General features: G+C 55.7%; 18 protein-coding genes and 1 pseudogene. 3 read left to right on the forward strand and 16 right to left on the reverse strand.

The features are described 5' to 3' along the window. Positions 1-37: 37 nt before the first annotated feature. From KQX66_RS21995 to KQX66_RS22030, 8 genes are all read right to left on the reverse strand, one after another. A complete protein-coding gene (locus tag KQX66_RS21995) occupies positions 38-1054 on the reverse strand; it encodes an acyltransferase family protein (protein ID WP_216794955.1) in 1017 nt (338 codons plus the stop codon). Positions 1055-1252: 198 nt separating this feature from the next. Further along, the gene (locus tag KQX66_RS22000) at positions 1253-1561 is read right to left on the reverse strand and encodes a hypothetical protein (RefSeq protein WP_216794956.1); all 309 of its coding nucleotides are present in this window, start codon (positions 1559-1561) and stop codon (positions 1253-1255) included. Between the two features lie 38 nt (positions 1562-1599). After that, entirely contained in the window at positions 1600-2454 is an 855-nt protein-coding gene (locus KQX66_RS22005; RefSeq protein ID WP_253957346.1) for a DMT family transporter, read from the reverse strand. 169 nt (positions 2455-2623) lie between these two features. Next, complete coding sequence (locus KQX66_RS22010) at positions 2624-3391, reverse strand: DeoR/GlpR family DNA-binding transcription regulator (protein WP_216794957.1); 768 nt, start codon at positions 3389-3391, stop codon at positions 2624-2626. A 368-nt stretch (positions 3392-3759) separates the two neighbouring features. Beyond that, entirely contained in the window at positions 3760-4269 is a 510-nt protein-coding gene (locus KQX66_RS22015; RefSeq protein WP_216794958.1) for a C40 family peptidase, read from the reverse strand. 217 nt (positions 4270-4486) lie between these two features. Then, a complete protein-coding gene (gene rpoD, locus KQX66_RS22020) occupies positions 4487-5599 on the reverse strand; it encodes an RNA polymerase sigma factor RpoD (protein WP_216794959.1) in 1113 nt (370 codons plus the stop codon). 314 nt (positions 5600-5913) lie between these two features. Then, a complete protein-coding gene (locus KQX66_RS22025; protein WP_216794960.1) occupies positions 5914-11304 on the reverse strand; it encodes an OmpL47-type beta-barrel domain-containing protein in 5391 nt (1796 codons plus the stop codon). A gap of 112 nt (positions 11305-11416) precedes the next feature. Continuing rightward, complete coding sequence (locus KQX66_RS22030; protein ID WP_216794961.1) at positions 11417-12331, reverse strand: NADP-dependent oxidoreductase; 915 nt, start codon at positions 12329-12331, stop codon at positions 11417-11419. 214 nt (positions 12332-12545) lie between these two features. Between KQX66_RS22030 and KQX66_RS22035 the strand changes: the two genes are divergently transcribed. Continuing rightward, positions 12546-13463 (forward strand): LysR family transcriptional regulator, encoded by a 918-nt coding sequence (locus KQX66_RS22035; protein ID WP_216794962.1) that lies wholly within the window; start codon positions 12546-12548, stop codon positions 13461-13463. A 284-nt stretch (positions 13464-13747) separates the two neighbouring features. Here KQX66_RS22035 and KQX66_RS22040 read toward each other — a convergent pair whose 3' ends face one another. Continuing rightward, complete coding sequence (locus tag KQX66_RS22040; protein WP_216794963.1) at positions 13748-14824, reverse strand: bifunctional 3-deoxy-7-phosphoheptulonate synthase/chorismate mutase; 1077 nt, start codon at positions 14822-14824, stop codon at positions 13748-13750. 679 nt (positions 14825-15503) lie between these two features. Between KQX66_RS22040 and KQX66_RS22045 the strand changes: the two genes are divergently transcribed. Together KQX66_RS22045 and KQX66_RS22050 are read left to right on the forward strand one after the other, a co-directional pair. Next, positions 15504-16091: an MFS transporter gene (locus tag KQX66_RS22045; protein WP_216794964.1), complete on the forward strand. Its 588-nt coding sequence runs from the start codon at positions 15504-15506 to the stop codon at positions 16089-16091. Continuing rightward, complete coding sequence (locus KQX66_RS22050) at positions 16025-16936, forward strand: MFS transporter (RefSeq protein ID WP_216794965.1); 912 nt, start codon at positions 16025-16027, stop codon at positions 16934-16936. The genes KQX66_RS22045 and KQX66_RS22050 overlap by 67 nt, the downstream gene beginning before the upstream one ends. 62 nt (positions 16937-16998) lie before the next feature. On the opposite strand, the gene lpdD is transcribed toward KQX66_RS22050, so the two are convergent. The 7 genes and pseudogenes from lpdD to KQX66_RS22080 all read right to left on the reverse strand — a co-directional run bounded on the left by lpdD (position 16999) and on the right by KQX66_RS22080 (position 23186). Then, positions 16999-17364 carry a prenylated flavin chaperone LpdD gene (gene lpdD / locus KQX66_RS22055; RefSeq protein ID WP_216794966.1) on the reverse strand — a complete coding sequence of 122 codons (366 nt, stop codon included), beginning with the start codon at positions 17362-17364 and terminating at the stop codon, positions 16999-17001. 107 nt (positions 17365-17471) lie between these two features. Continuing rightward, positions 17472-17597 (reverse strand): hypothetical protein, encoded by a 126-nt coding sequence (locus tag KQX66_RS37840; protein WP_284439834.1) that lies wholly within the window; start codon positions 17595-17597, stop codon positions 17472-17474. Then, positions 17594-19090: a serine hydrolase domain-containing protein gene (locus KQX66_RS22060; RefSeq protein WP_216794967.1), complete on the reverse strand. Its 1497-nt coding sequence runs from the start codon at positions 19088-19090 to the stop codon at positions 17594-17596. Before KQX66_RS22060 ends, KQX66_RS37840 begins: the two co-directional genes overlap by 4 nt. A gap of 45 nt (positions 19091-19135) precedes the next feature. Continuing rightward, on the reverse strand, positions 19136-20485 hold the full coding sequence (locus KQX66_RS22065; RefSeq protein ID WP_216794968.1) for an FtsX-like permease family protein: 1350 nt from the start codon (positions 20483-20485) through the stop codon (positions 19136-19138). Further along, a pseudogene (locus KQX66_RS22070) lies at positions 20460-21238 on the reverse strand (ABC transporter ATP-binding protein). Before KQX66_RS22070 ends, KQX66_RS22065 begins: the two are co-directional and overlap by 26 nt. Positions 21239-21348: 110 nt before the next feature. Next, the gene (locus tag KQX66_RS22075; protein WP_216794969.1) at positions 21349-22452 is read right to left on the reverse strand and encodes a sensor histidine kinase; all 1104 of its coding nucleotides are present in this window, start codon (positions 22450-22452) and stop codon (positions 21349-21351) included. Next, a complete protein-coding gene (locus KQX66_RS22080) occupies positions 22449-23186 on the reverse strand; it encodes a response regulator transcription factor (RefSeq protein WP_216794970.1) in 738 nt (245 codons plus the stop codon). The genes KQX66_RS22075 and KQX66_RS22080 overlap by 4 nt, the downstream gene beginning before the upstream one ends. Positions 23187-23268 lie beyond the last annotated feature (82 nt).

Below are 23268 nucleotides of genomic sequence, written 5' to 3' on the forward strand. Positions count from 1 at the left end.
ACGATTAAAGGCCAGCCTAGAGGCTGGCCTTGCTCGTTCAACCTGCCGCCTTCAGCTTGCCTTGAGTCTTCTCCTTCCTCCCGAAGCCCTGCTGGCCCAGGAAAAGCATGGTCAGCAAGGATGATTTGGACATGATCCAAGCCGCTCCTAACGGAAGCAGCACGCCGGCCAGCGTAAAGACAAACGAGCCGTACTCCAAGCCTAGGCCGTACTGTAGCACGATATTGACCGGAATGTGCAGGTACATGATCGTGATGGTCACGGTTCCCAAAAATGCCAGAACGGAAGACACCGGCCAGCGTGAAATCCAGTAGCACAATTGAAGCACGACGAGGACGCACGACAGCGGAATAATAAGATCCAGCACCGGCTGGGTATAAACCTTCATCTTCATATCCATTCGGAAAATCAAGATTTGTTCTTTATTGAGAACAATGGTAGCTGCCGCAATCAACAACGCCGGAATAAACCAGATCCCCCGCTCCAATCCGGCAGCCAACCGGGCTTTAAAGGTATAGCCCAGAAAAAAGAACGCTATCGCCATAAGCGCCACATCCGCGTTCCAAGGGATGTCCACTTCGGCCAAAGGCGTCATGCTGACGAAATGAGCGGCGATATAGGACGCAAGCACCGCTGCCGCTTGTACTTTAACCGGATATCGGGAAAGAAAACCCATCAAAAGATGCACAAGCAGCAAACAGGTGATAAACCAGAAGACGCCGTACCACCCGCCTAACACCGTTCCCCCGTAAATGAGATTCCAAATATCGCGGGGAACGGATAACGGATCTCTCAGCTTGGCTGCGACCAGCACGGCAATGCAAATCCCGTAAGCAAAATAAGGAATCATGAACGCTCGAATACGTTTCAGTGCCCACGATATGTACTTGTCCGGCATCACGCTTTTGAACAAAAGCCCGCTGACCAGAAAAAACAACGGCATACGGAACCAACCGAGATAATCGTCGATCACTTCATTCCCCGAATGCCCCAATACGACCAGGATGATGCTTAACCCCCTGGCTACGTCAATCCATTTTCTGCGTTCCTGCACGACCGTTCCTCCTTCCAGTTTCGTAACTCAGCTAAAACAATACTAAATTTGGAAGGAGGATAAAATAGGTTCTTTTGTCGAAAACTGTAGGTCTTCCGAATGGAATATGGACAACCCCCGGGAGTCCATCCCCGGTCAGACGCAGAAAGCTAATCCGAATGGCTTATTCATTTTACCGCCCGTGCAGCCGATAATCCGTCACCCGATCCTCGCCCGCGCCGGAGCCTCTTCGATATCTTGTTTCGTATACGCATTCAAAATGTCGTGAATCGAATTGTCGACGTGATTGCCCTTAAGCGGCAGCCGGCGCGTCAGCTCCTGAATGGCCCGGGCCGTGCGAAGCTGGTTCCCGCCCTTCCAATGATGAAGGTCGGTGACGAAGAGCAGCCGGAGCGCTTCTTCCTGCGGCAGCTCGTCCCATCGCTTAATGACACGTTCCATTTCGGCGTTCATATAGTCGGGCAGCTGCGGCTCGGCCTTCGTTTCATAGACGGTTTTCGTTTTCATATCCAGCGCTTCCCTTCAAAGCGAAATGAGGTTATCCGTTACCCGGAACCCGCGATCATGACGATCCCTGCGACGACGATGAGCGATGCGGCGAGCCTTCTTGCCCCCTGCCGTTCTTTGAGCACGATCAGGCCCAGCAGCGTGCCGAAGACGATGCCGATTTCCCGCAGCGGCGCGATATAGGACACTTGAGCGTGCCTCATCGCGAGTAAAAAAAGCAAATACGAGCCGGGAGACAAAAGCGATCCGAGCAGCACGATCTTCCCCTGCCCGCGAACCGCCCGCTTCAATCTTCCGGAGGACAGGACGGCCGGGGTCAGACCGAGCACGAATCCGATATTGGAGACGGCGAGCAGCGACAGCGGCGACAAATACTGCAAATTTTGCTTGTCGATCAGCGTATAGCAGGTAATGCAGAGTCCGACCGACAGCGCGAACAGGATAGGCTTCCAGGCCGCAGGCGCGCGTTCCGTATCCCGCTTCCGCCCGCTCATGACCGCAAAGCCCAGAAGCATACACCCGATCCCGAGCCACCCCCAGAGCGGAAGCGATTCCCCCAAGAAGAGAACTCCCGTCGCGGGAATGAGCAGCGTGGATGTTCCCCGCATCACCGGGTACACCTGCGATAAATCTCCAAGTTTATAGGTGTGGGACAGCAGCAGAGCGTAAGCGCTTTGCGCCAGCAAGGATGCGACGATGAACATGTAGGCTTCGGCCGGAATCCCCGTCTGGACAAGCTCAAGAACCAGGTACGGAATGAGTGCGATCGTCGTAGGCATGAAAATCGCCCACAGAAACGCGCTTTTGTCCTCGCTTTGCTTGGCGAACAAATTCCACACCGCATGCGTCATGCCCGAACCAATCACAAGCAACAATGAAAGTACAATTTTCAAGCACCTCCCGAGATATTCAACTTTTCCAACATAATAACACACATATACACACATTTACAACAATTTATAATTCTCTGCACAAACTAAGACTTGCCACATCAAAAACAAAAAGTCCCGGACAAGCTCCGGGACTCCAGACATACTTTTGTAACCGGCGGGATGGTTCCCGCTATTGATAGACGATCTCGACGCCGTGCTTTTTATATTTGTCCACGATAGCCGGATCGATGTTCGAGTCGGTCACGAACCGTTCAATCTCCGCGCAGCCGCACACTTTGATCAGCGAAACCGCCTCAAACTTGCTGCTGTCGGCGAGCGCAATCGTCCGTTTGGCGTTCCTCAGCATGATTTTCTTCATCTGCACTTCGCCGAGACCATAGTCTGTGACGCCTTCGGTCAACGTGACGCCGCTCATGCTCATAAAAAACAAATCGGCATGGAACCGGGAAGCGAACTCCTCGGCCAAATCCCCGATCATGCCCTGCTCTTCGTTGCGGATCACGCCCCCGATCAAAATGATCGTATATCCCGGCATATGGACCAGCTCGTTTGCGATCGGCAGCGAATTCGTAATGACCGTCAACCGTTCGATTTTATTCTTCAGCGCTTTGACAAATTGCGTATTGGTCGTGCTTACGTCAAGGGCGATGGACTGCCCCTCCGTCACATACCGCGCGGCAATTTCGGACAGCTCGTTTTTTCCGTCCAAATGGACCTTTTCCCGGACCGTCATCGGAATCTCTTCGCGGTAATCCCACTCCTTCAGGATCGCGCCGCCGTGGACGCGCTTCAAGTAACCCGCCTTCTCCAAATGCTCCAGGTCGCGACGGACCGTTTCGAACGACACACCGAACAGCTCCATCAGATCCGACGCCTTGATCGACTTTTCGCGGTTTATTTTTTGAATAATCGCTTGATGCCTTTGCTCAGCGAACAACCCGCTCCCTCCTCTCCGTGAAATGACGGGCACGCCGCACTTCTCTATGCAAGTAGTCTATCATAAATAAAAGCAAACACAAACATTTGCACATCGAAAGCACCGGAGTGCTGAAATGAATTCCCAAACAGAAATGTCCTTACCCGCAAAAAAAGCAGCGGTCTCCGTGCGGGAGTCCCCGCCATACGGGCAGCAGCCTTGAGTTATTGAGTTATACTAGATGTCGGTGTTATGTTTATGTATCCTTGAAAAGCCGCTTCACAAGGCTATTCCCCCGAAAAACAAGAAAATCCTTGATTGGCTCAAGGATTTTCTTATACAAGCTTATTCGGCAGCCGCTTGCATGCTGCCGGCAAGCCGTTCCTGTTTTAGCGGATAACGCGACGGGCGGTAACGAAGGTCTTGTCCCATGTGCTGCCTTTAAAGTTGGAAATGGTAACGCCGACCCCGACCCGATACGTATGAAGCAGCTTGCCGTTCCCGATATAAATGCTCACATGGTTGATTTTTCCGTCCCGATTCGTGTCCGAGAATACCAGATCGCCCGGTTGCAGATCCTTCTTGGCAACCTTGGTGCCAACCGTGGCTTGTTGTCTGGAGGAACGAGGAAGCTTGATTCCGTTCTGCTTGAATACATATTGAGTAAATGAAGAGCAATCAAATACATCCGTTCTTCCCGCAGGCGCCGCGAACTGATAGCGGACTCCTAAATAACGCTTCCCCGTGGCTATGATTTTATCTGCAACCGATGCTTTAGATACGGTAGCCGCTTGAGCCGATTGCGGCACTGCAAGCATATTTCCTGTGACGGCAATCGATAGGCTCATCGTTACTCCCAGTAACGCTTTGACGATCCGGCTTTTCTTCGTGTTAATCATGACTTCCTCCTTGGTTTGGCGATTGGGCAAGCGCCCCAAGAACACCATAACACAATTAAAAAGTACATGATTTTCCAGAAAATCAATTTCCCCGCGCCCCGCCTGCTATAAGAAGCTATTATTAGAAATTAATGAGAAATTATTAACCTTTGCTTATTGACAAAAAAAAGCCGTGCTCCAAGAGCACGACTTCCTGCATTCGCCCCGCGAATAAAGCTCAATCCATAAAGTCTTTCAGCCGCTTGCTGCGGCTCGGATGTCTGAGCTTGCGCAGCGCCTTGGCTTCGATCTGCCGGATGCGCTCCCGGGTCACACCGAATACCTTGCCCACTTCCTCCAGCGTGCGCGTGCGGCCGTCATCAAGACCGAAACGAAGACGCAGCACGTTCTCTTCCCGCTCCGTAAGCGTATCGAGCACATCCTCAAGCTGCTCCTTCAGCAGCTCGTAAGCCGCCGCGTCCGCCGGCGCAAGCGCCTCCTGGTCCTCGATAAAGTCGCCCAAGTTCGAATCGTTCTCCTCGCCAATCGGCGTTTCGAGCGACACGGGCTCCTGCGCGATCTTCATAATTTCCCGCACTTTATCGGGCGTCAAATCCATTTCCTTCGCAATTTCCTCCGGGGTCGCTTCCCGGCCAAGCTCCTGCAGCAGCTGTCTGGATACGCGTACGAGCTTGTTGATCGTTTCCACCATATGTACCGGTATCCGGATCGTTCTCGCCTGATCGGCAATCGCGCGCGTAATCGCCTGACGAATCCACCATGTGGCATACGTACTGAATTTGAAGCCTTTGGTGTGATCAAATTTTTCCACCGCTTTGATTAAACCCATATTGCCTTCCTGTATCAAATCAAGAAACAGCATACCCCGGCCGACATAGCGTCTTGCGATACTGACCACCAGTCGGAGGTTCGCCTCGGCCAGTCTGCGCTTCGCTTCTTCGTCGCCCTGCTGAATCCGTTCCGCCAGCTCGATTTCGTCATCTCCCGAAAGCAGCGGCACCCGTCCGATCTCCTTCAGATACATACGTACCGGGTCATTGATCTTGATCCCCGGCGGGAGCGACAGATCGTCATGCAGCAGATCATGTTCTTCGTGATCCGTTCCGAATACAGGCCCCTCGTCAGGTTCGCCGCCCACCTCGATGCCAAGCTCGCTGAGCTGCTCGACGAACTCGTTGATTTGTTCCGGATCGGGATCGAAAGGAGCGAGTTTCTCCGTAATTTCTTTGTAAGCGAGCGAAGCTTGCTCTTTGCCCTGCGCGATGAGTTGCTGTTTCACCCGATCAATCGTAAGCTCTGTCTCCGCTTCCTTGTGCTGATCGTTCGCCATATGCTGCCCCCTCTTCTCCGAACCCACTCTTTATTAATTCTTGACAAAGCCATAAAGATGTGATAGTATAAAATTGGATATTAGTGATGAATATCACATATTTTTTTACTGCTAACCGTCATTCTAACACAAAACCGACTATATTTCAACTGTTTCTATAAAACCGGTGTTCGCCAAGGCGGACGCCGGTTTTTTGCTTTGCCGCCAGCATGAGAAGGCCTGCACGAACGCTGAGCTTTCTCCCAACGAAAAAAAGGAGCCCGCAAATCTGCGGGCTCCGTCGCTTCCGTTCATCCTATGCTTGCTGTATGCCGTTAATTGATCCACTGGGCAAGGGTAAGCCAACGGCTGATCATCACCGCAGCTTCCGCCCTGCTCGCCTTTCGATCCGGAGCATAGCTCGTATCGGTGAAGCCGGTAATCACGCCCGCCTTCACGTTTCTCGCTACCCCGTCCCGGGCCCACGAAGAGATATGCTCACGGTCCAGAAAGCCCTGCAGCGTCTCCTCCGGCTTGTCGGCATACCCATCCGACTTAAGCCCCGAAAGGGTCATCGCCCTGGCAATCATAACGGCCATTTGCTCCCGCGTTACCGGCGCATCCGGCCGAAACGTACCATCGTCGAAGCCGCCGAGCAATCCGGCCTCGAGCGCGGACTCGACCGTTCCGGCATGCCAATCGGCTCCGGCAACGTCTTTGAACCGTCCTTGCGGCGGTACCGGCTGCAATCCGAGCGTACGCGTCAACAATGCCGCAAACTGCGCCCGGGTGATTTCCGCATCCGGGTTGAAGGAACCGTTCGGCATCCCCCGAACGATCAGCTTGACCGTCAATCGGTCGATTTCCTTTTCCGCCCAATGACCGGCTATATCCGGGAACTTCCCTTTCTCCCGGACTAGCGCCATGTAAGTGCCGTTCGTCCGGCTGAATACGGTCGCCTGACCGCCGGAGAATACCGCCGGAACGAAGCTGATCGAACCATCCGGCAGGACACGAACCACCGTCGTTTCATCCGGGTTTGCCGTATCCTGAAGTTTTATCGTTTTCGGAACATAAACGGGGTAAATGTCCAATGGCGCAGCAGATCCACCGGCACGGGCCCTTACGTCGAAATCTACGACCGGGGCTATAAGCCGATAGCCAGCTTCCGACGCTTGCCGCTTGAAGCTCTGCAGCCTGTCGGGGTCCGCGACCGGTCTCATCGTCACCGAGATCGTCAATTCTTTGATGCCGCTCCCGAGCCGCTTGGCGAGCGACGACAGATCGACGGCGTCTGCGGTCAACCTATAGCCGGCTTCCGCGCCTTGCAGTACAATCCTCTTCCCTGCCGCCTGCGCGGCCGCCACGACCGATTCCGCCGGCAGATCGACGCGTACCGAACGTTTCCCCGCTAAGTACGAAGCGTCGATTGGCAGCACCACGTCCGTCCCGCGGGCTTGCGCGAGCGCCTCGGCGAATGCCTCTTTGCGGACGGTTAGCCGCAGATCTTGCTCAGCCCCCGGGCTGTTGACTTCGAACAAGCCGGGTCTGGCGACCTCGGGCTGGCCCGCAGGTCCGGGTCCCGATACGCTTGGCGCCGAAGCGGCGGGTGTCGGCGAACTTGGAGCGGAGCCTCCGCTCTCTTCCTCTTCCGGACGTACCCGGACCTTGCGTACGACTTCAAGCGCTCGGTTGCCGGACGAATCATCGACCTGATAGCGCAGCTCGTAAACTCCGGGCTTGCGGGAATCGACCGTCCCGACCACCCGAATGCGGCCGCCGATGTCCCCGTCATAGTTATCCATGGCTATAGCGCCCGGATCGACAAAGGAGACGCCGTAGCTTATGGACATTTCCGGCTCTCCTTGCAACGTAATGACCGGCCGGATCGTATCCTTCACCCGTACTGTACGGGTTACGGGGAGCGCCGGATTTCCGGCCCGATCGGTCACATCATACTGGAGAACGTAGCTTCCGAGCCGCGATACATCGACACGGCCCGTTACCGCGATCCGGCCCGTAAGGTCTCCGTCCTGCGGATCGAACGCCTTGGCGCCCGGATCGACATAGGCCGTACCGGCCTGCCAATCCAGCGAACTTTCGCCCAGCAGCACGATATAAGGGCTTTCCTTGTCCACGACATGAACGGTGCGGACGGCTTCCGCCACATTGCCAGAGCTGTCATTGACGCTGTAACGGATCACGTAGATTCCCGTTTGCTTCGTATATACGCTGCCCGTCACGGTCATCCGGCTCGTTAAGTCGCCGTCGTAATTGTCCATCGCCGTCGCGCCCGCATCGGTGTAGGCGTCTCCCAAAGCGACGATGGCCGGGTTCGCTCCCCTGATCGCGATAACTGGCTTCGTCGTATCGACAACGCGCACGATCCTTGCCGCTTCCGCGGTATTCCCCGTCCGGTCCGACACGCGGTACCGGAGCTCATAGGTGCCGAGCTTGGCGGAATAGACATTGCCCGAAACCGTCATTTGCCGGGTCAGGTCGCCATCCTGCGCATCCAGAGCCTCAGCGCCCGGCTCAGTATAAGCCGTGCCGACCTCCAGCAGCAGCGGATTTTCCCCTTTTAGCGTAATGACCGGCTTTCCCCGGTCGATGCGGGCTGCTGCGCGGCCTTCGGCGCTTCGATTGCCCGCCGCGTCGACGGCCAGCGCAAATACCGGTGTCTCTCCCTCCGAGCTTACTTCCACCGGGGTACCCGGGTATTCCATCCAAGGTCCGTTTGCGCCTTGCTTCACCAGATACTTCGCAAGGCCGCTTCCCGTATCCGTGCTGCCGTAAACCTCGAACGTGACGGGACGGTTCGTCCAGCCGCTTTCGCTTAACGACAAGATCGGCACGCTCGGCGGCGTCCGATCGATACGAATGATCGCGCCAGCCTCTTCGCTGATCAAGCCAACCCGGTCCATGGCCCGGGCAAAGACGGCCGTTTCGCCTTCCGCCTCGACGGTCACCGCAGCGTCAATGTAATCGGTCCAGCTCCCGCCGCGGCCGATTCGATACTGCAAGCGCGCGATTCCACTGTCCGCATCCGCACCGCCGCTCACGGTAAAGGTAACCTTATCGTTTGTCCAGCTTGTCGCGCTTGGCGCCAAGACCGGGGCGGTCGGAGCCGTCCGATCGATGCGAACGACAGTATAAACCTCTTCGCTCATGTTGCCCGCTTCGTCCGATGCCCTCACGTAGACGGGAGTCTCGCCTTCGGCACTCACGGTGAAGCCGGTTCCCGGAACATCGGTCCATGCGCCGCCCGTGCCCAGCTTAAACTGATACTTAACCGCCCCGGAAACGGCATCCGTGCTTCCGTAAACGACTACCGTCACATTGCCGGTCGTCCAGCCGGGTGCGTCGGTCGTAAGGATCGGAATTGTGGGCGCCGTGCGGTCAATCCGGACCCGGACGGCAGCCTCCGGGCCGATGTGGCCGAGCCGGTCCACCGCACGTGCCGTGACTGTCGTTTCGCCTTCGGCGGTAACGGTAACGGAATCGCCGGGAGTTACATCCTGCCAAGAGCTGTCCGCCCCCAGCTTAACCTGATATTTCAGCAGCCCGCTCAGGCGGTCCGTGCCTGAGAAGTCAACCTTGACGTCCCGGCGGGTCCATCCGGATTCGCTGACCGAAACCATCGGCGCATCCGGGGCCGTCCGGTCGATTCGGACGATGGCGGACGATTCGTCGCTTATGTTGCCCGCCTTGTCAATGGCGCGCACCCGTACCTCGGTTTCGCCTTCGGCTTCGACCCGAAGCTCGCCGGTGTATTCCGTCCAGTCTTCAGTCGCACCGCCGCTAAGCTTATACTCCAGACGCTGCAAGCCTGACAATCCGTCCTCGCCATAAACGGCCACGGACACGCTTGGCGCGTCAATCCAGTCGGACGTTTGCGGGGTCACGACCGGAACGTTCGGCTTGGTTCGGTCGATCCATACGTCTAAGCCGCTCTCCTCGCTTACATGATTCAGCTTATCGACGGTCCGCGCACGAACGGTCCAACGTCCTTCTTCCCGGATCGTCAAGGGCGAAACGTAAGGGGCCCAATCCGATATAACGGTGCCATCGGAGGCTACAAGCTGAACCTCAGACCGCAATACGCCGATTCCCGCATCCGCACCGTCCGCCACGGTAACCGTTATCTGCTCCGCGCGGGTCCAGCCGGAAGCGTCCGCTGTCACGACCGGGGGCTTCGGTCCAAGGCGGTCGACCCGGACCGTCTTGGCGCTTGCTTCGCTGACTTCTCCCAGCTTGTTCCAGGTTCTCGCCTCGACCTTCGTCTCTCCGTCCGCTTCGATGATGAACGGCGCTGTGTAAGTCTGCCACAAGCCGCCGTTCAGCCGGTATTCCGTGCGGTCCACTCCGCTTACAGCCGGATTTTCCGCAATCGTAACCTGGACAGGCTGCTCGCTCCATGCTTCCGAGCCGACCGTGATCACCGGCGCTTGCGGCGGTTGGTTGTCGATCACAATCGGATTCGTCGTCACATCCTCCGACAAGCCGTATTCGCTTCCTGCCCGCACCCGAAACCGGGCGACGGATGTATTGACGCTTGCGGGTATATCATAGGTGAATTCCGTACCGGTCACCCGATCCCCAATTAGCGTCCATGCGCTCCCGTCGTAAAACTCCACCTGATAGTACCGGTCGCTGCCTAGCCCCCACTCCGGAGATGTCCACTGCAGCGAGACAGGCCCTTTTTTTCGAGGGGATGACGGAGTAGCAAACGAGCCGGGCGTCTGTGGCGCATATTGCTTCAAAGTCCATTTCACCTTCGGTTTGTAATTGAAGCCTTGCGCTTGGGCAGCAGCCACCGCCAGTCCGTTTTTACGAACGGCGACGGCATGAGATTGACGGCGGATCGAGACCTGAATGATGTCCGTCCACTTATTCATTTCCGCTTGAATTTCGGGGAACACATAGCCTGCCGTGACAACCTTGCCGTCCTTCGTAACGCCTGCCGCAACCGAAGAGCCTCCGGAAATCCATACGATATCTCTCCATCCGGATACGTCGGGGCCTCCCGTCGATACGACCGTTCCGTCGGCTCGAAGCCCCATGATGAAAGTATCGCCGGCAGCGATCTGCACAATATTGGCCCAGCCGCCGACATTTCCCTGCCCGTAAGCCGTGTCGCCTTTCATGACAACCTTGCCGCTGTTGGTCAAACCGGCCGTGAACATATCGCCGGCGGCAATCTGCTTGATGCCGGACCATTCCGACAAATCGCTGATTTGCCCGTAACCGTTCATCCTGCCGATTCCGACGACGGTTCCGTCGTTTTTCAACCCCACCGTAAAACAATTTCCCGCAGCCACAGATTTCATCTGTGTCCACTGCGTCGCTCTTTGCGTCCGGTCGTTGCTGGCGAAGCAAGCGATGTCATCGTTTTGCCCCACCGCATACACCCGCCCGTCCGTCGTGACCGCGACGGCATGCATCAGTCCCGCATCGAGCGACGCTACGTTCGTCCAGCCACTCAACTTATAGGATTGGAATTGACCCTCACCGGCCACCGTTCCGTCGGGATTAAGCCCCAACGTATAATCATTTTGGGTGACGATGTACTTGGGCAGCGGATGGGGCGGGTACCCCTCTGCCGCCATCACCGGCCGTTCGATGCACAATCCGGCCAGCATCAGCACCCCGGCAGCCGCTAGAACGACCGCCGGCCGGCCCCGTATTCTTCCGTTTAATTGTTTCGACAACAACGTCTTCGACAACTCCTCTCCGCCTGTTAATGATCAAGCTAACCCTAACAGCATAACGCGGAGAGTTTAAAACCGGTTAAAAACGGAAAAACTTGCGGAATCCGCCCGCCCTTTTTCCCCGCCTCTAATCAAACGTTAGAACAACTTTACCGCGCCCGTGTCCGGTTTCGACTTCGCGGTGGGCATCGGCGGCTTGGCGCAGGGGGAATGTGCTGCGAATGTGGAGGCGGAGTTTGCCCTGCTCGTACAGATCGGCCAGCTCCGCCAGCCGGGCAGCCGACCGCTGGCTGCGAATCGGGCGGATGCCCAATTCCTGGGCCAATTCGAAGCCGACGAGGGTGCCGATGCGCTCCCGGTTCCGGACCAATTCCACCGAGACGCGCAGGGCGTCGCCTCCGGCCCCGTCAAGCACCGCGTCGATTCCATGCGGAGCGAGGGCCCGCACTCTGTCGGCCAAGCCTTCTCCATAGGCGACGGGGATGGCGCCGAGCGAACGCAGGTAGTCGTGGTTACGCTCGCTGGCGGTACCGATAACCGTCGCTCCCCAAGCCCGGGCCAGCTGCACGGCGATCGTACCGACAGCGCCGGCCGCGGCATGGATCAATACGATGTCGCCACGGCCTGCCCCAATCTCCTTCAGCCCGGTATACGCCGCTTGTCCCGCCCCGGACAGACCGCCCGCCACCTCCCAAGGCATGCTCTGCGGTTTGACGACGACTTGACCGGCATCGACCGTCACATACTCGGCATAACAGGTCAGCATTTTGTAGCCGATCACCTCGCTGCCGACGGAAAAGTCGTTAACCCCTTCTCCGACTTGATCGACAACCCCGGCGAATTCGTTGCCCGGAATTTGCGGGAACTGTACGGTGATACCGGGCGGAGGGCTCCAGCCGCTCCGCAGCGCCAAGTCAAACGGCTGCACGCCTGCCGCCTTGACGCGTACCCTTACCTGTCCCGCTCCCGCTTGGGGATCGTCAAATTCCATCGTTTGCAGCACATCCGGTGTGCCCGGAGAAGAAAACGCCGCTGCTTTCATACTAAACCCCTCCTTTTTATTGGCCCCGTCCGCAGAACAGCCCGCTCCCGCGCAGCTTCATTTTGCGCCTATCCGCAAACCTTTTTCCGCGGAATTTGCCCGCTTGCAGCATTTATTTTATACTGGAACATAAATAAACAAAAATACATCTGATCTCATAGATTATATAACCTTGAGTATATGAATGAATGGGAATGAAAAGGAGTGAACGAGAATGGAACTGCTGCAGCTCCATTATTTTCGGACGGTCGCCAAGCTGGAGCATATGACGAGAGCGGCGCAAGAGCTCCACATCGCGCAGCCGGCGCTGAGCAAAACGATTTCCCGGCTGGAGGCCGATGTAGGCGTGCCGTTATTCGACCGCGAGGGCCGGCAAATCCGGCTCAACTCGTTCGGCAAAGCGTTTCTGGACAAAGTGGAAACGGCGCTGAATGCGCTGGAGGAAGGCCGCCGTGAAGTGGCCGATATGGCCGGCAGCGAGCAGGGAAGCATCAGCTTGGCCATGTCCACGCTGAATCGCCTGACGGACCCTTTAAGCGCGTTTTTATCGGTTTACCCGAATGTGAACTTTCGCATGACCCAGTCTTCCATGGATGAAATGGCGCAGTTACTCGAAGCCGGAGAGGTCGATTTTTGCTTTACGGCGATGCCCATCGAAGGGCCGGACATCGATGCCGTGGCCGTTCTGCACGAAGAAGTGTATTTGGCCGTGCCTCCAGGGCACCGTCTGGCGCACCGTGGCAGCGTTGCGTTAAGCGAGGTGGCCAACGAGCCGTTTATCGGGTATAAGGAAGGATTCATTTTCCAAAAGATGAACGATGCGTTCTGCCGCGAAGCGGGGATCTCGCCGAACTTCGTGTGCCGCGTAGACGAACCTGCCGCCATAGCAAGCTTGGTGCGCACCGGGCTGGGCGTCGCTTTTGCAGGGGGATGCAATATAAATGCAACCTCAACGCCGCTTACGCTGCTGCATATCGAACAGCCAGTCTGTCAGCGCACGTTCCAGCTCGCATGGCATGAGAAGCGTTATTTATCGAAGGCGGCCCGCAACTTTCGCGATTTCGTCGTCGACTACTTTGCCGGGCAGCAGAAGCAGGTCGAGGCACCCACGCTGGAAGCCGCCGTTAATTAAAAGAAAAAACCGTCCGGACATCTCCAGACGGTCAGAGTGTTGAGAAACCTTAGTAGTAGAAAAACTCAGACAAATAGAGGTGGGGTATATCCCGTAAGAGTTTACGTCCGCCTTTGAAACCCGTGAAAATACCGCTAATTCTAATCCGATTCACGGGTTTCAAGAGCGGCTGGAGGGATTTATCCCACCGGCGTATGCAGAGAGTTTTCTACGCGAAGCGGGTTTCTCAACAAGCTCACCGTCTGGACATCTCCAGACGGTTTTTCTTTGCCAATCGATATCATCTACCCAAGAAGACCGGACTCCCGCACCTGAGCGTAAAAATTCCCGAACTCCTCGATATTGAGCTGCTGGGCGGCATCGGACAATGCCGTGGCCGGGTCCGGATGCACCTCGACCATAACCCCGTCGGCACCGGCGGCTAGAGCCGCTTTGGCGCATGGGGCGAGAATGTCTTTGCGTCCTGTCGAATGCGTGACGTCGACCAGCACCGGCAGATGGCTTTCCTGCTTCAGGATCGGCACGGCGGAAATATCGAGCGTGTTGCGGGTCGCCTTTTCGTACGTGCGAATGCCCCGTTCGATGAGCATGACCTGCGTATTGCCGCGGGCCAAAATATACTCGGCCGCATGAAGGAATTCGTCGATCGTTGCCGCCAGTCCGCGCTTGAGCAGAATCGGCTTGCGCACCTCGCCCGCCGCTTTCAGCAGCTCGAAGTTTTGCATATTGCGAGCGCCGATCTGAATGACGTCGATATACTCGCATGCCAATTCCACATGAGCGGGATCAACGATTTCGCTGATCGTTTTCAGACCGAATTCGTCACCGACTTCCTTCAATATTTTAAGCCCCTCGATGCCCAGCCCCTGAAAATCGTAAGGGGAAGTTCTCGGCTTAAACGCCCCTCCGCGCAGCACGGTAATGCCCGCCTGCTTCAGCGCCGCGGCTACCGTCCGCGTCTGGTCGTAGCTCTCCACCGAGCAAGGTCCCGCAATCAGAACGGGACTTCCTCCGCCGACCTTCACATCGTCGCCCAACGTAACGACGGTATCTTCCTTTTGCTTCTTCCGGCTGACCAGAAGCTGCTTCTTATGATCGGTTACCTGAAGATTCAGCGAAGCCTGGAAAATTTGCTTGAACAGGTGCCGGATCGTATCGTCGGTGAAAGGCCCTTTGTTGCTGGCTACCAGCTCCGTCAGCATTTCCTTCTCCCGTACAGGGTCGAATTTCGGAATGCCCTGCTTCTCCTTGATGTTCCCGATTTCCTGGGCAATCTGGGCGCGTTCCGACAACAGCTCCAGAAGCTGGCGGTTCGTTTCGTCCAATTTTTGGCGTAAAGGTTCTAAACTTGGTTGGTTCATTTCTCATCCGCTCCTTGAATTGTTTTTTGTTGGAACATAAAAAAAGGCCCCCCGTCGCAAGGGACGAGGAGCCGTGGTACCACCCTTATTAGAAGTGCGCTCCCTTCACCAAACGAACCGGAGTGCTCTTCTCACTTTCCATCCTTTAACGCAGGACCGACGGGTAACCCTACAAGAAGCCTTGTTGATTCAGGCCACTCATCAGGCACCAGCTCGGGAGTGAACTTCAGCGCAGTGCTTCGTCGGGTGCTCTCAGTCGCCGGCACGCCGTCCCTGGCAAGAAGCGTTCTTCGCTTACTCTCTCCTTCATTGCTTGTCAGAACATTCAGTTGATTTAATTAAGATGCATTTTATAACGAAACAAGCATGAAATACAAGTACATGATTTAAAGCATTTTTGCTTTATAGCGACGAAGTATTTTGGGGGTTGTACAAAACGGAATTCCCGCTAACTCCACGGTTTTGCATGAAAATCCGCTTAAAAAACCGCAGGAACGTCATTGACAAACCAATTAAATATAAGTAGTATTATAGAACACTACTAAAAATAAAGGAGGCTTACTCATGCATATGGTGTTGTTTTAAATTTTTATTAAGAAGACGTTTGACCGCATTTTTCCGCCTTATCTTTAGTAGTATCTAAAAATACTACTCAAATCACTTCAAAGGAGATTCCTCTATGATTCAGGCAAAAGTTAATGCTTCCCAACCTCTGGAAGCGAAAAGATGGTGGGCCTTATCCGTTTTGCTGCTGGGCACGTTTATGGTTATTCTCGACTCGTTTATTGTCAATGTCGCCATCCCGTCGATCCAAAGCCAGCTTCAAGCCTCGTCTACCCAAATCCAGTTTATCGTTGCCGCGTACGTTCTCAGCTATGCGGTGCTGCTCATTCCGGGGGCCCGGATCGGCGACTGGATCGGCAGGAAAAAAAGCTTCATTCTCGGCATGATCCTGTTCGTCGCGGCGTCGGCTTTGTGCGGTTTCGCGACGGGAGCCCCGTTCCTGATCTTCTCGCGCGTAATTCAAGGGATCGGCGCAGCGATCCTGATCCCGCAAGTGCTGTCCATCATCCATGTCATCTTCCCTCCGGAGGAAAAGGGCAAAGCGATCGGTCTCTACGGTGCGGTTAGCGGTCTGGGGTTAATCGCCGGACAGATCGTCGGCGGCATGCTGCTCCACTTCGATGCGCTCGGCTTGGGATGGCGCAGCGTCTTTTTGATCAATATTCCAATCGGTCTGCTGGCCGTTCTGCTGATCATCCCTTAGTCCGGGAAAACCGTTCCAGCGACAAAAAGAATATCGACGTATGGGGGATCGTCCTCCTGACGTGCAGCTTGCTGCTGTGCATTTATCCTATGGTTATCGGAAGGGAAGCCGGGTGGCCCCTTTGGGTCTATGCCAGCTTTCTGGGAGGCGTTGCGTTTCTTCTCGCGTTCGTTTGGCATGAGAAAAAGCTGCTTCGCAGCGGGAAATCCCCGCTCATCCCGATCGCCATCTTCCAGGAAAGGTCGTTTACCGTCGGTGTTTTGGCGCTTATCGCTTTCCAGTTAGGGAATTCGGGCTTTTTTCTCACCGTCTCGATCACGCTGCAGGATGGGCTGATGCTGTCTCCCATGCAATCCGCCGCGGCCTTTATGCCGATCGGCATCGCCTTCTTCGCGGCTTCCTTGCTGGCTCCGAAATGGCTGAATCGCGCAGGGACGGCCGTTCTTAAGTGGGGCGCATGGCTCATGGCCGCCGGTTATGCCGCCGTGATTTGGTTCATAAACGCAGGCGGCGCGGCGCTTGATTGGCTGCCGCTGCTGATTCCGTTTCTGTTGATCGGATGGGGTCAAGGGCTCGTCGCGTCTCCTCTGATGAAGACGATCTTGTCGGGCATTCCCAGCCAGTATGCAGGCTCCGCCTCCGGCGTGCTCACGACCTGCATGCAGACCGCCAACGTACTCGGGGTCGCGGTCATCGGCACGATTTTCTTCTCCTTCCTGACCGGACACGGCACAGAGCCGTACATGCACGCCTTCGTCATCGCCCTCGTGTGCAGCATTGCCTTAAGCATCGTAACGTTCTTGTTCATTCTGGGTTTGCAAAACCGGCAAAAGGCGGCCGCCTGATGACTAGGCGCGCTCATCGACCCTCGCCTCATGGGGGAGATCATTTTTGACGAAAAGAGCCGTCACAGCTTCAACTGTGCGGCTCCGTTGTCCTGGATGCAGCTTTCGAGAGCGGCCTTCATCTTCTCATGGACGAGAGCGATAATTTGTGCAATATCCTGCTTCGTCGCGTGATCGATGTGGATTCCCATAATTACGACGGCACGATGGCGCAGCTTCGACGCTGCGCTTTTGGCCAACTCCTTGACCAGCTCCCCTTCCCGGTGCCCGGGCACGGATATCGTCTCCGACCGGACCTCCCCTTCGTGCCGGTAAGCGCAGGCGACCGCGCCCACATGCGCTTCTCCCCCGGTGATCAGAAACACATAATCGTTTCCCGCCCGATACGAATCGATTCGAATCCCGTAGTCGTTACCTTTATTCCCCACTGACCTGCCCCCCCTCGGATACATTCACCCTACTCCCTTTCGTCTGCGAAGGCTATGAGCCGAATCACGAAGAAAGGAACTCTACTATCCGCCAGGAACAAAATAGTCTATGAAAACAAAGCCCGAAGCACATCAATTAACGGTCGGCCGTTCAAAAACGGAGCGTGAAGCAGCAAGCTGACAATGGCCGTGGTCATCGCGGCGGCGGCCAGATTCTCCAACACCTTTATCATCCGGTCACCCTCCTTACGGCAGATCTCTTTCTCTCTAAGCCGCTGCGGAGGAGCAAAACGGTTTTGATCGCCCCCAGACCCAGCAACACGATCGGGACGAACAAAAGCGCGTGTCCCGCGCCGGGAAAAAACAACGTGACGATCGACCATGGAGCCGGGTCCAGCTTAGGGAAATAAATCAATACCGCCAAAGGAAGCAGCACGTTCAGGAACAGGACAGACACGGCATGCACGGTTATGCGCAGCGGCGTCGCCTTAAATTTTGTTTTCCAGGTCCACAAGCTGTAAACGGACCTGAGGATCAGAGCGAGAATAACCGCCATAATCAGATCCAGGATCACATAGGATTTCGTATAATCGGGCAGTTCGGCTGCCGAGCGTTCCTGACCGTGAACAATTCCGTTAAGTCCCGAGACGATGCCGTCGTAGGATGAGAGAAAATCGTAGGCATTGATCAGCAGGACGATGCCGTAATCCCCGTCCATCGCCATAAACGAATACGTATTCTCCGTAATGCCGTTATGAAAAATGACGCTATTGTTGATACTCCACCCCATGCCGTAAAATAAGCCGTCAGCAATCGATGCCCCAGGCTCGTGCATTTGCCTGACGCCTTGCTCGGACAGGACGGTCCGGGCTTGAAAACGACCCCCGTTCAGCTGAGCGATTAAGTAATTCGACATGTCTTCGGCGCTGGAGATCAAGTAGCCTGACGCGACGGTCGCCTCGTGATTCAATTGCTTGGTTGGGACCATATAGCCGAAAACGGGCTGATATCCGGCTGCCAAACCGTCGTTCCGGGCTTGCTCCGGATCGGCGTAGCTGTGGTTCATCGCCAACGGCTTGAAAATATGGTCGCTCACATATTGGGTGTACGGCTTTCCGGAGACCGCTTGGACGATCCCGCTAAGAATATTGTAGTTTATATTCGAATATTCATAACCCGAGCCTGCGGGCTTGGCAAGCGGCGTATCTTTCATTTCCCGGACATGCTGCTCGATCGGCTTGTCCCCTTCTACCATTCCTTTACGGCCGGCATAGATGGAAAATCCGCTGGTTTGATTCAATAAGTGGCGTACGGTTATTTGGGATGAAGCTGCCTCATCGGCGGTTCGAAAGTATGGCAAATACCGCTGCACCGGCGCATCAAGCTCAATTTTCCCTGCCTCTACCTGCTGCATGACCGCCAAGGCGGTAAACGACTTGCTGGTGGAACCGAGGACAAAAGGCGTCTGCGGCGTGACAGGCGCTTGGTCAGGGCCCGAGATGCCGTAGCCCTTCAGGTAGACGGTCCGGTCTCCCTTGACGATCCCCAAGGCCGCGCCCGGAATGTGAAGCCTGTCCATGGCCGCTTCAACGTAGGCATCGATTTTGGCAGGATCGATCTGAAACGTTTTCGCTTCGGCCCTGGCCGACAGCGGGGATAGGATCAATCCAGAAATAATTATAATTAAAAGAAAAATATGGAAATATTTTGCGTAAAAAGTTTTCATCTCGTCTTGTCTCCTTCGTTCAGTCCTTCAGTTTGTCTATGTCCCTTACGAAGCTGCGCCGCGCAGCACGCTTTTCATATAACCTCTGCACGCGACGACAAAGTAAACCGTCTGCATGGCCATATACACGCCGATGACGACGAACGAACAAAGCCAATTGGATAAATGAAGCAGGTTATCCAGTGCTTTCATCGCAACCAGTGCGTGGGCAATGCCGATCAGACAGGGCGCGAAGAACATGACACCGACCTGCGGAACGACGATTGCGCGAATTTCATCCACGGTGATGCCGATTCGGGTCAAAGCCTTGAATTGCGCCCGGTCTTCCTGCAGCTCCGTAAACAGCTTGAAATACATCATGCTGCCGGACGCGATAAAGAACAGCAGGCTGATGAAGAGCCCGATAAACATCGTCAGGGCGATCACTTCTCTGACATTATCGTATTGCGTCTTCAGATCCTGGTATTGCTCCGCGACCGCAAGCATATACACCGCGCTGGAAGCCGTTAAAATAACCGCGCTCAAAATCGATACGATGAACAACACGCGGGCGTTGTCTTTCATTTTGTAGCCAAGCTGGGCATAGACGAGCATATTCGTTCTGTTGTAGTAGATGCCGGCGCGCTTCCGGATCAGCCGCAGAAACAGAAAGCTGAACTGTGTAAACAAAAGATAAGTGCCGAGGACCACCGTAAGCAGAATCAGCAGCACTTTCAGATCAAAATAAGCCTCGTTCAACGTCAGCGCCAGGCTGTAGCCCGTCCCCAGACAAACCACCGCAAGCAGCGCAAGCCAGCGCGAATAGACGAGCTGCCCTTTCGGCCTGCGCGAAGCTTTAAGCCGATCGGCGATTTCCGTACGGCTCATTCGCAGCGTCGTCCATAGCGAAATCAGCGTGAACAGCAGGAAGAAGCCCCCTGCGGTAACCCACACCGCTTGCTGCGGGATGGCAAACGGGATCGTATCGCTCATCCCGAGCAGCACGCCAAGCCCCATAAAGAACAGCTTGCTAAACAGGATGCCAAGCCCGATCCCCGCTCCGATGGACAGCGCCGCAATCGTTGCGTTCTCGTACAATACAAGCTTGCGGAGCTGCGCGCGGGTCATCCCGAACAGCGAGAACAGGCCGAACTCCTGCTGGCGCGTCTTCAGAAACGCGGAGTTGGAATACAGCACGAACAGGAACGAGAAGATGACAATGACATATTCGCAGAACACCATGCCCTGTCGGACTTTTGCCGCAGCCACGAGCCGGCCGCTTGCCACCTCGGGATGAGCAAGAAACGCGGCATAGATGTAGAAAATCATGACGGAAAACACGCTGCTCATAAAAAACGCGCCGTATGACCGCCAATTGCCGCGGGTATTGCTAAGCGCGAGCGAGCGAAACGTCATCGAAATTCCCTCCCAGCACGCTGAGCGCGTCCAAGATTTGTTGGAAAAACACTTGCCGGCTCGTACCTCGCCGCAATTCCGAGAACAGCTTGCCGTCTTTAATCAACACGATGCGCCGGCAGTAGCTGGCCGAGAAAGGATCGTGCGTGACCATCAGAACAGTCGCCTGGAAGTGCTCGTTCATCTCCTGAAGCGCATCCATGACATCCTTGGCGCCGCCTTCGAATCGAGGTTGCCGGTCAGCTCGTCGGCCAGCAGCAGAGACGGTTTGTGAATGAGTGCCCGCGCAATCGCCGCACGCTGCTTCTGCCCGCCGGACACCTCATACGGGCGCTTGCCGAGCAGCCCGGCGATTTGCAGTCTCTCGACAAGCGGCTCCAGCCGCTGCTCGATCAGGTTCGGAGCCATCCCTTCCAGAACGAGGGGCAAAATTATATTTTCCTTGATCGACAACGTATCGAGCAGATTGAAATCTTGAAATACGAAGCCAAGCGCGCGCCGCCGGAATAACGCCAACTTCTTGTCGCTCAGCGCTGCCGGGTCAGCCCCGTTGATCTCGATGCGTCCCGACGTCGGGCGGTCAATCGTCGCCAGCAGATTCAGCAGCGTCGTCTTCCCGCTTCCCGACGGCCCCATGACACCGACAAATTCGCCCGTCTCGATCGTTAAATCAATATCCTCCAACGCTTGATAAACGATATTTCCAGGGGAGCTGTACGTTTTGCCGAGTCCCTGCGCTCTTAGTACATTCATCGTTTGTTCCGTTCCTCCTTCGTTGCTGTCTTTGATGCCTATAGCGCTAGTATAGCTCGAAGGAAACGCCGGTCCCATCGATTTGCATGACATTGTACCTTACAAACTTGTCACCTGAATCGCGTGTCCCGTTCATCCTTGTCACCTAACGTATGAATGCTCCGCGGTTGAAAAAGAACGGTAAACGTCGTTCCCTCGCCCAGCTTCGACTCCACGGTCAACCGGTGTCCGAGTCCGCTGCATACCTGCTTTGCCAAATAAAGTCCCATGCCGGTCGACTCTCCGGCCTCCCGTCCGTTCTCTCCGGTGAAGAACGGATCGAAGATTCGCGGCAGATCGTGGGGCGCAATTCCAATCCCCTCGTCCGTCACGATCAGCTTGCTGCCCCCGTCCGCATCCGGCTTCAATCGGAAAATAAGCTTCTTGGTTCCCGGCTTGCCCTTGCTGTATTTGATCGCGTTGCTGACAAACTGATTCAGGACGACCGTCATCCATTTTCCATCCGTTTCCGCCCATGCTTCGCCTTCGATCTGCGGAAAGATCGAGTGCCGGATACAGAGCCGCTTATGCGCATTCATGACGGTACGCACCAGCTCGTGAAGCGCCGTTTGCCGGAAATGGAGATCCATTCGAAACTTATCGAGACGCGCCGTATTCAGCATCAGATCGAGTCCCCTCGTCATGCGTTCGGCTTCCTCCTGCAGGCTGAGCGCAAGCTGCTTCTGCTCCTCTTCCGCAACAGGTAGCTGATGCAGCGCATCCTGCACCAACAAGTCGATAACGGATACGGGGGTTTTCATATGATGCACCCATTGCAGCACAAAATGGTTGTGCTGCTCCTGCTGGCGGCGGTATTGCCCAAGCTCGTTCAAATAGGCGCTGTGCTGCTCCCGCAGCAACCGCATGACAAGCCGCTGCTCGCTCGTAACCGCGGACTGGACGATCGCGGCGGTCTGCAGCTCGCCGGACCGCTCCACCGCATGCATCAACTGCTTGTAATACGCTCTTTGGCGAATATAATCAACGGCCAGCCACATGCCGGCAACACATAATCCGAGGATGACAAAATAAGAGATTGTGCCCGTTCCAATCCCCGCCGGATTGCGTGCATGCTCCAGCAACATAAGACCGGCGCCGAGTCCGATCAGAAGCAGGCAGACAAGCGCATAAACGAGCCGATCGCGCAAAAACATAACGGCCGACGCTCCTCTCATGCGTCCGCCCCCTCCCGCTCGTCGCGTAAGTGAAGCATATAGCCTTGGCCGCGCACCGTTTCGATGGCCTTCGGCAGTCCCAGCTCCTCCAGCTTCTTCCGAAGCCTGGTCACATTGACCGTCAGCGTATTGTCATCGACAAACTGCACATCGTCCCACAGCGCCTCCAGAAGCTGCTCCCGGGAGACGATCCGCCCCGGATGCCGCATGAAGCATTCCGCCAGCAGCCGCTCGTTCTTCGTCAGCATCGCTTTCTGCTTCTGCCATACCAGCTCGCCCCGTCCGAGGTGCAGCCGCAACCCGCGCGCGTTCAGCTCCGCTTCCGGAGCTCCCGCAGCCGTGCCGTCATGTCCGGCAGCAGTGGCATACTCCCCGTAGACTCTTCGGAGCACCCCCTTAATCTTCGCCATAAGAAGATCCAACGGGATCGGTTTCGTAATATAGTCATCGCCGCCGTTCTCAATGGCCAACACCTGATCCATCTCCCCGGCCCGCGCGGAGATGAAGATGATCGGCACGCTGGAACGCGTGCGAATTTGTCTGCACCAGTAATAGCCGTCAAAATAAGGCAGGTTAATATCCAGCAGCACCAGATGCGGCGCGTAGGCTTCCAGCTCCGGCATCAGCTCGCGGAATTGCGTCGCGCACGCCGCTTCGAAGCCGTATTTCTCCATATTTTTTTTCAGGACGGCTCCTATCTTGTCGTCGTCTTCTATGATGTAAATGCGATACATAGCGATTCCTCCCAGATTTTCAACAGACACTACCAAGATAGCAGGATCGCCGCCGCCAGGCAATTTTAATTTGGTACGAATT

It is taken from the genome of Paenibacillus oleatilyticus (assembly GCF_018998565.1).
Classification (GTDB): Bacteria; Bacillota; Bacilli; order Paenibacillales; family NBRC-103111; genus Paenibacillus_G; species Paenibacillus_G oleatilyticus.

What these genes read in the sequence shown, in the direction of transcription:
- KQX66_RS22040 (WP_216794963.1), bottom strand. Translation starts at nt 14,824, where the DNA reads ATGAACCAACCAAGTTTAGAACCTTTACGCCAAAAATTGGACGAAACG.
- KQX66_RS22000 (WP_216794956.1), bottom strand. Translation starts at nt 1,561, where the DNA reads ATGAAAACGAAAACCGTCTATGAAACGAAGGCCGAGCCGCAGCTGCCC.
- KQX66_RS22075 (WP_216794969.1), bottom strand. Translation starts at nt 22,452, where the DNA reads ATGAGAGGAGCGTCGGCCGTTATGTTTTTGCGCGATCGGCTCGTTTAT.
- KQX66_RS22015 (WP_216794958.1), bottom strand. Translation starts at nt 4,269, where the DNA reads ATGATTAACACGAAGAAAAGCCGGATCGTCAAAGCGTTACTGGGAGTA.
- KQX66_RS37840 (WP_284439834.1), bottom strand. Translation starts at nt 17,597, where the DNA reads ATGATAAAGGTGTTGGAGAATCTGGCCGCCGCCGCGATGACCACGGCC.
- KQX66_RS22045 (WP_216794964.1), top strand. Translation starts at nt 15,504, where the DNA reads ATGATTCAGGCAAAAGTTAATGCTTCCCAACCTCTGGAAGCGAAAAGA.
- rpoD (WP_216794959.1), bottom strand. Translation starts at nt 5,599, where the DNA reads ATGGCGAACGATCAGCACAAGGAAGCGGAGACAGAGCTTACGATTGAT.
- KQX66_RS22030 (WP_216794961.1), bottom strand. Translation starts at nt 12,331, where the DNA reads ATGAAAGCAGCGGCGTTTTCTTCTCCGGGCACACCGGATGTGCTGCAA.
- KQX66_RS22065 (WP_216794968.1), bottom strand. Translation starts at nt 20,485, where the DNA reads ATGACGTTTCGCTCGCTCGCGCTTAGCAATACCCGCGGCAATTGGCGG.
- KQX66_RS22035 (WP_216794962.1), top strand. Translation starts at nt 12,546, where the DNA reads ATGGAACTGCTGCAGCTCCATTATTTTCGGACGGTCGCCAAGCTGGAG.
- KQX66_RS22060 (WP_216794967.1), bottom strand. Translation starts at nt 19,090, where the DNA reads ATGAAAACTTTTTACGCAAAATATTTCCATATTTTTCTTTTAATTATA.
- KQX66_RS22080 (WP_216794970.1), bottom strand. Translation starts at nt 23,186, where the DNA reads ATGTATCGCATTTACATCATAGAAGACGACGACAAGATAGGAGCCGTC.
- KQX66_RS22050 (WP_216794965.1), top strand. Translation starts at nt 16,025, where the DNA reads ATGGCGCAGCGTCTTTTTGATCAATATTCCAATCGGTCTGCTGGCCGT.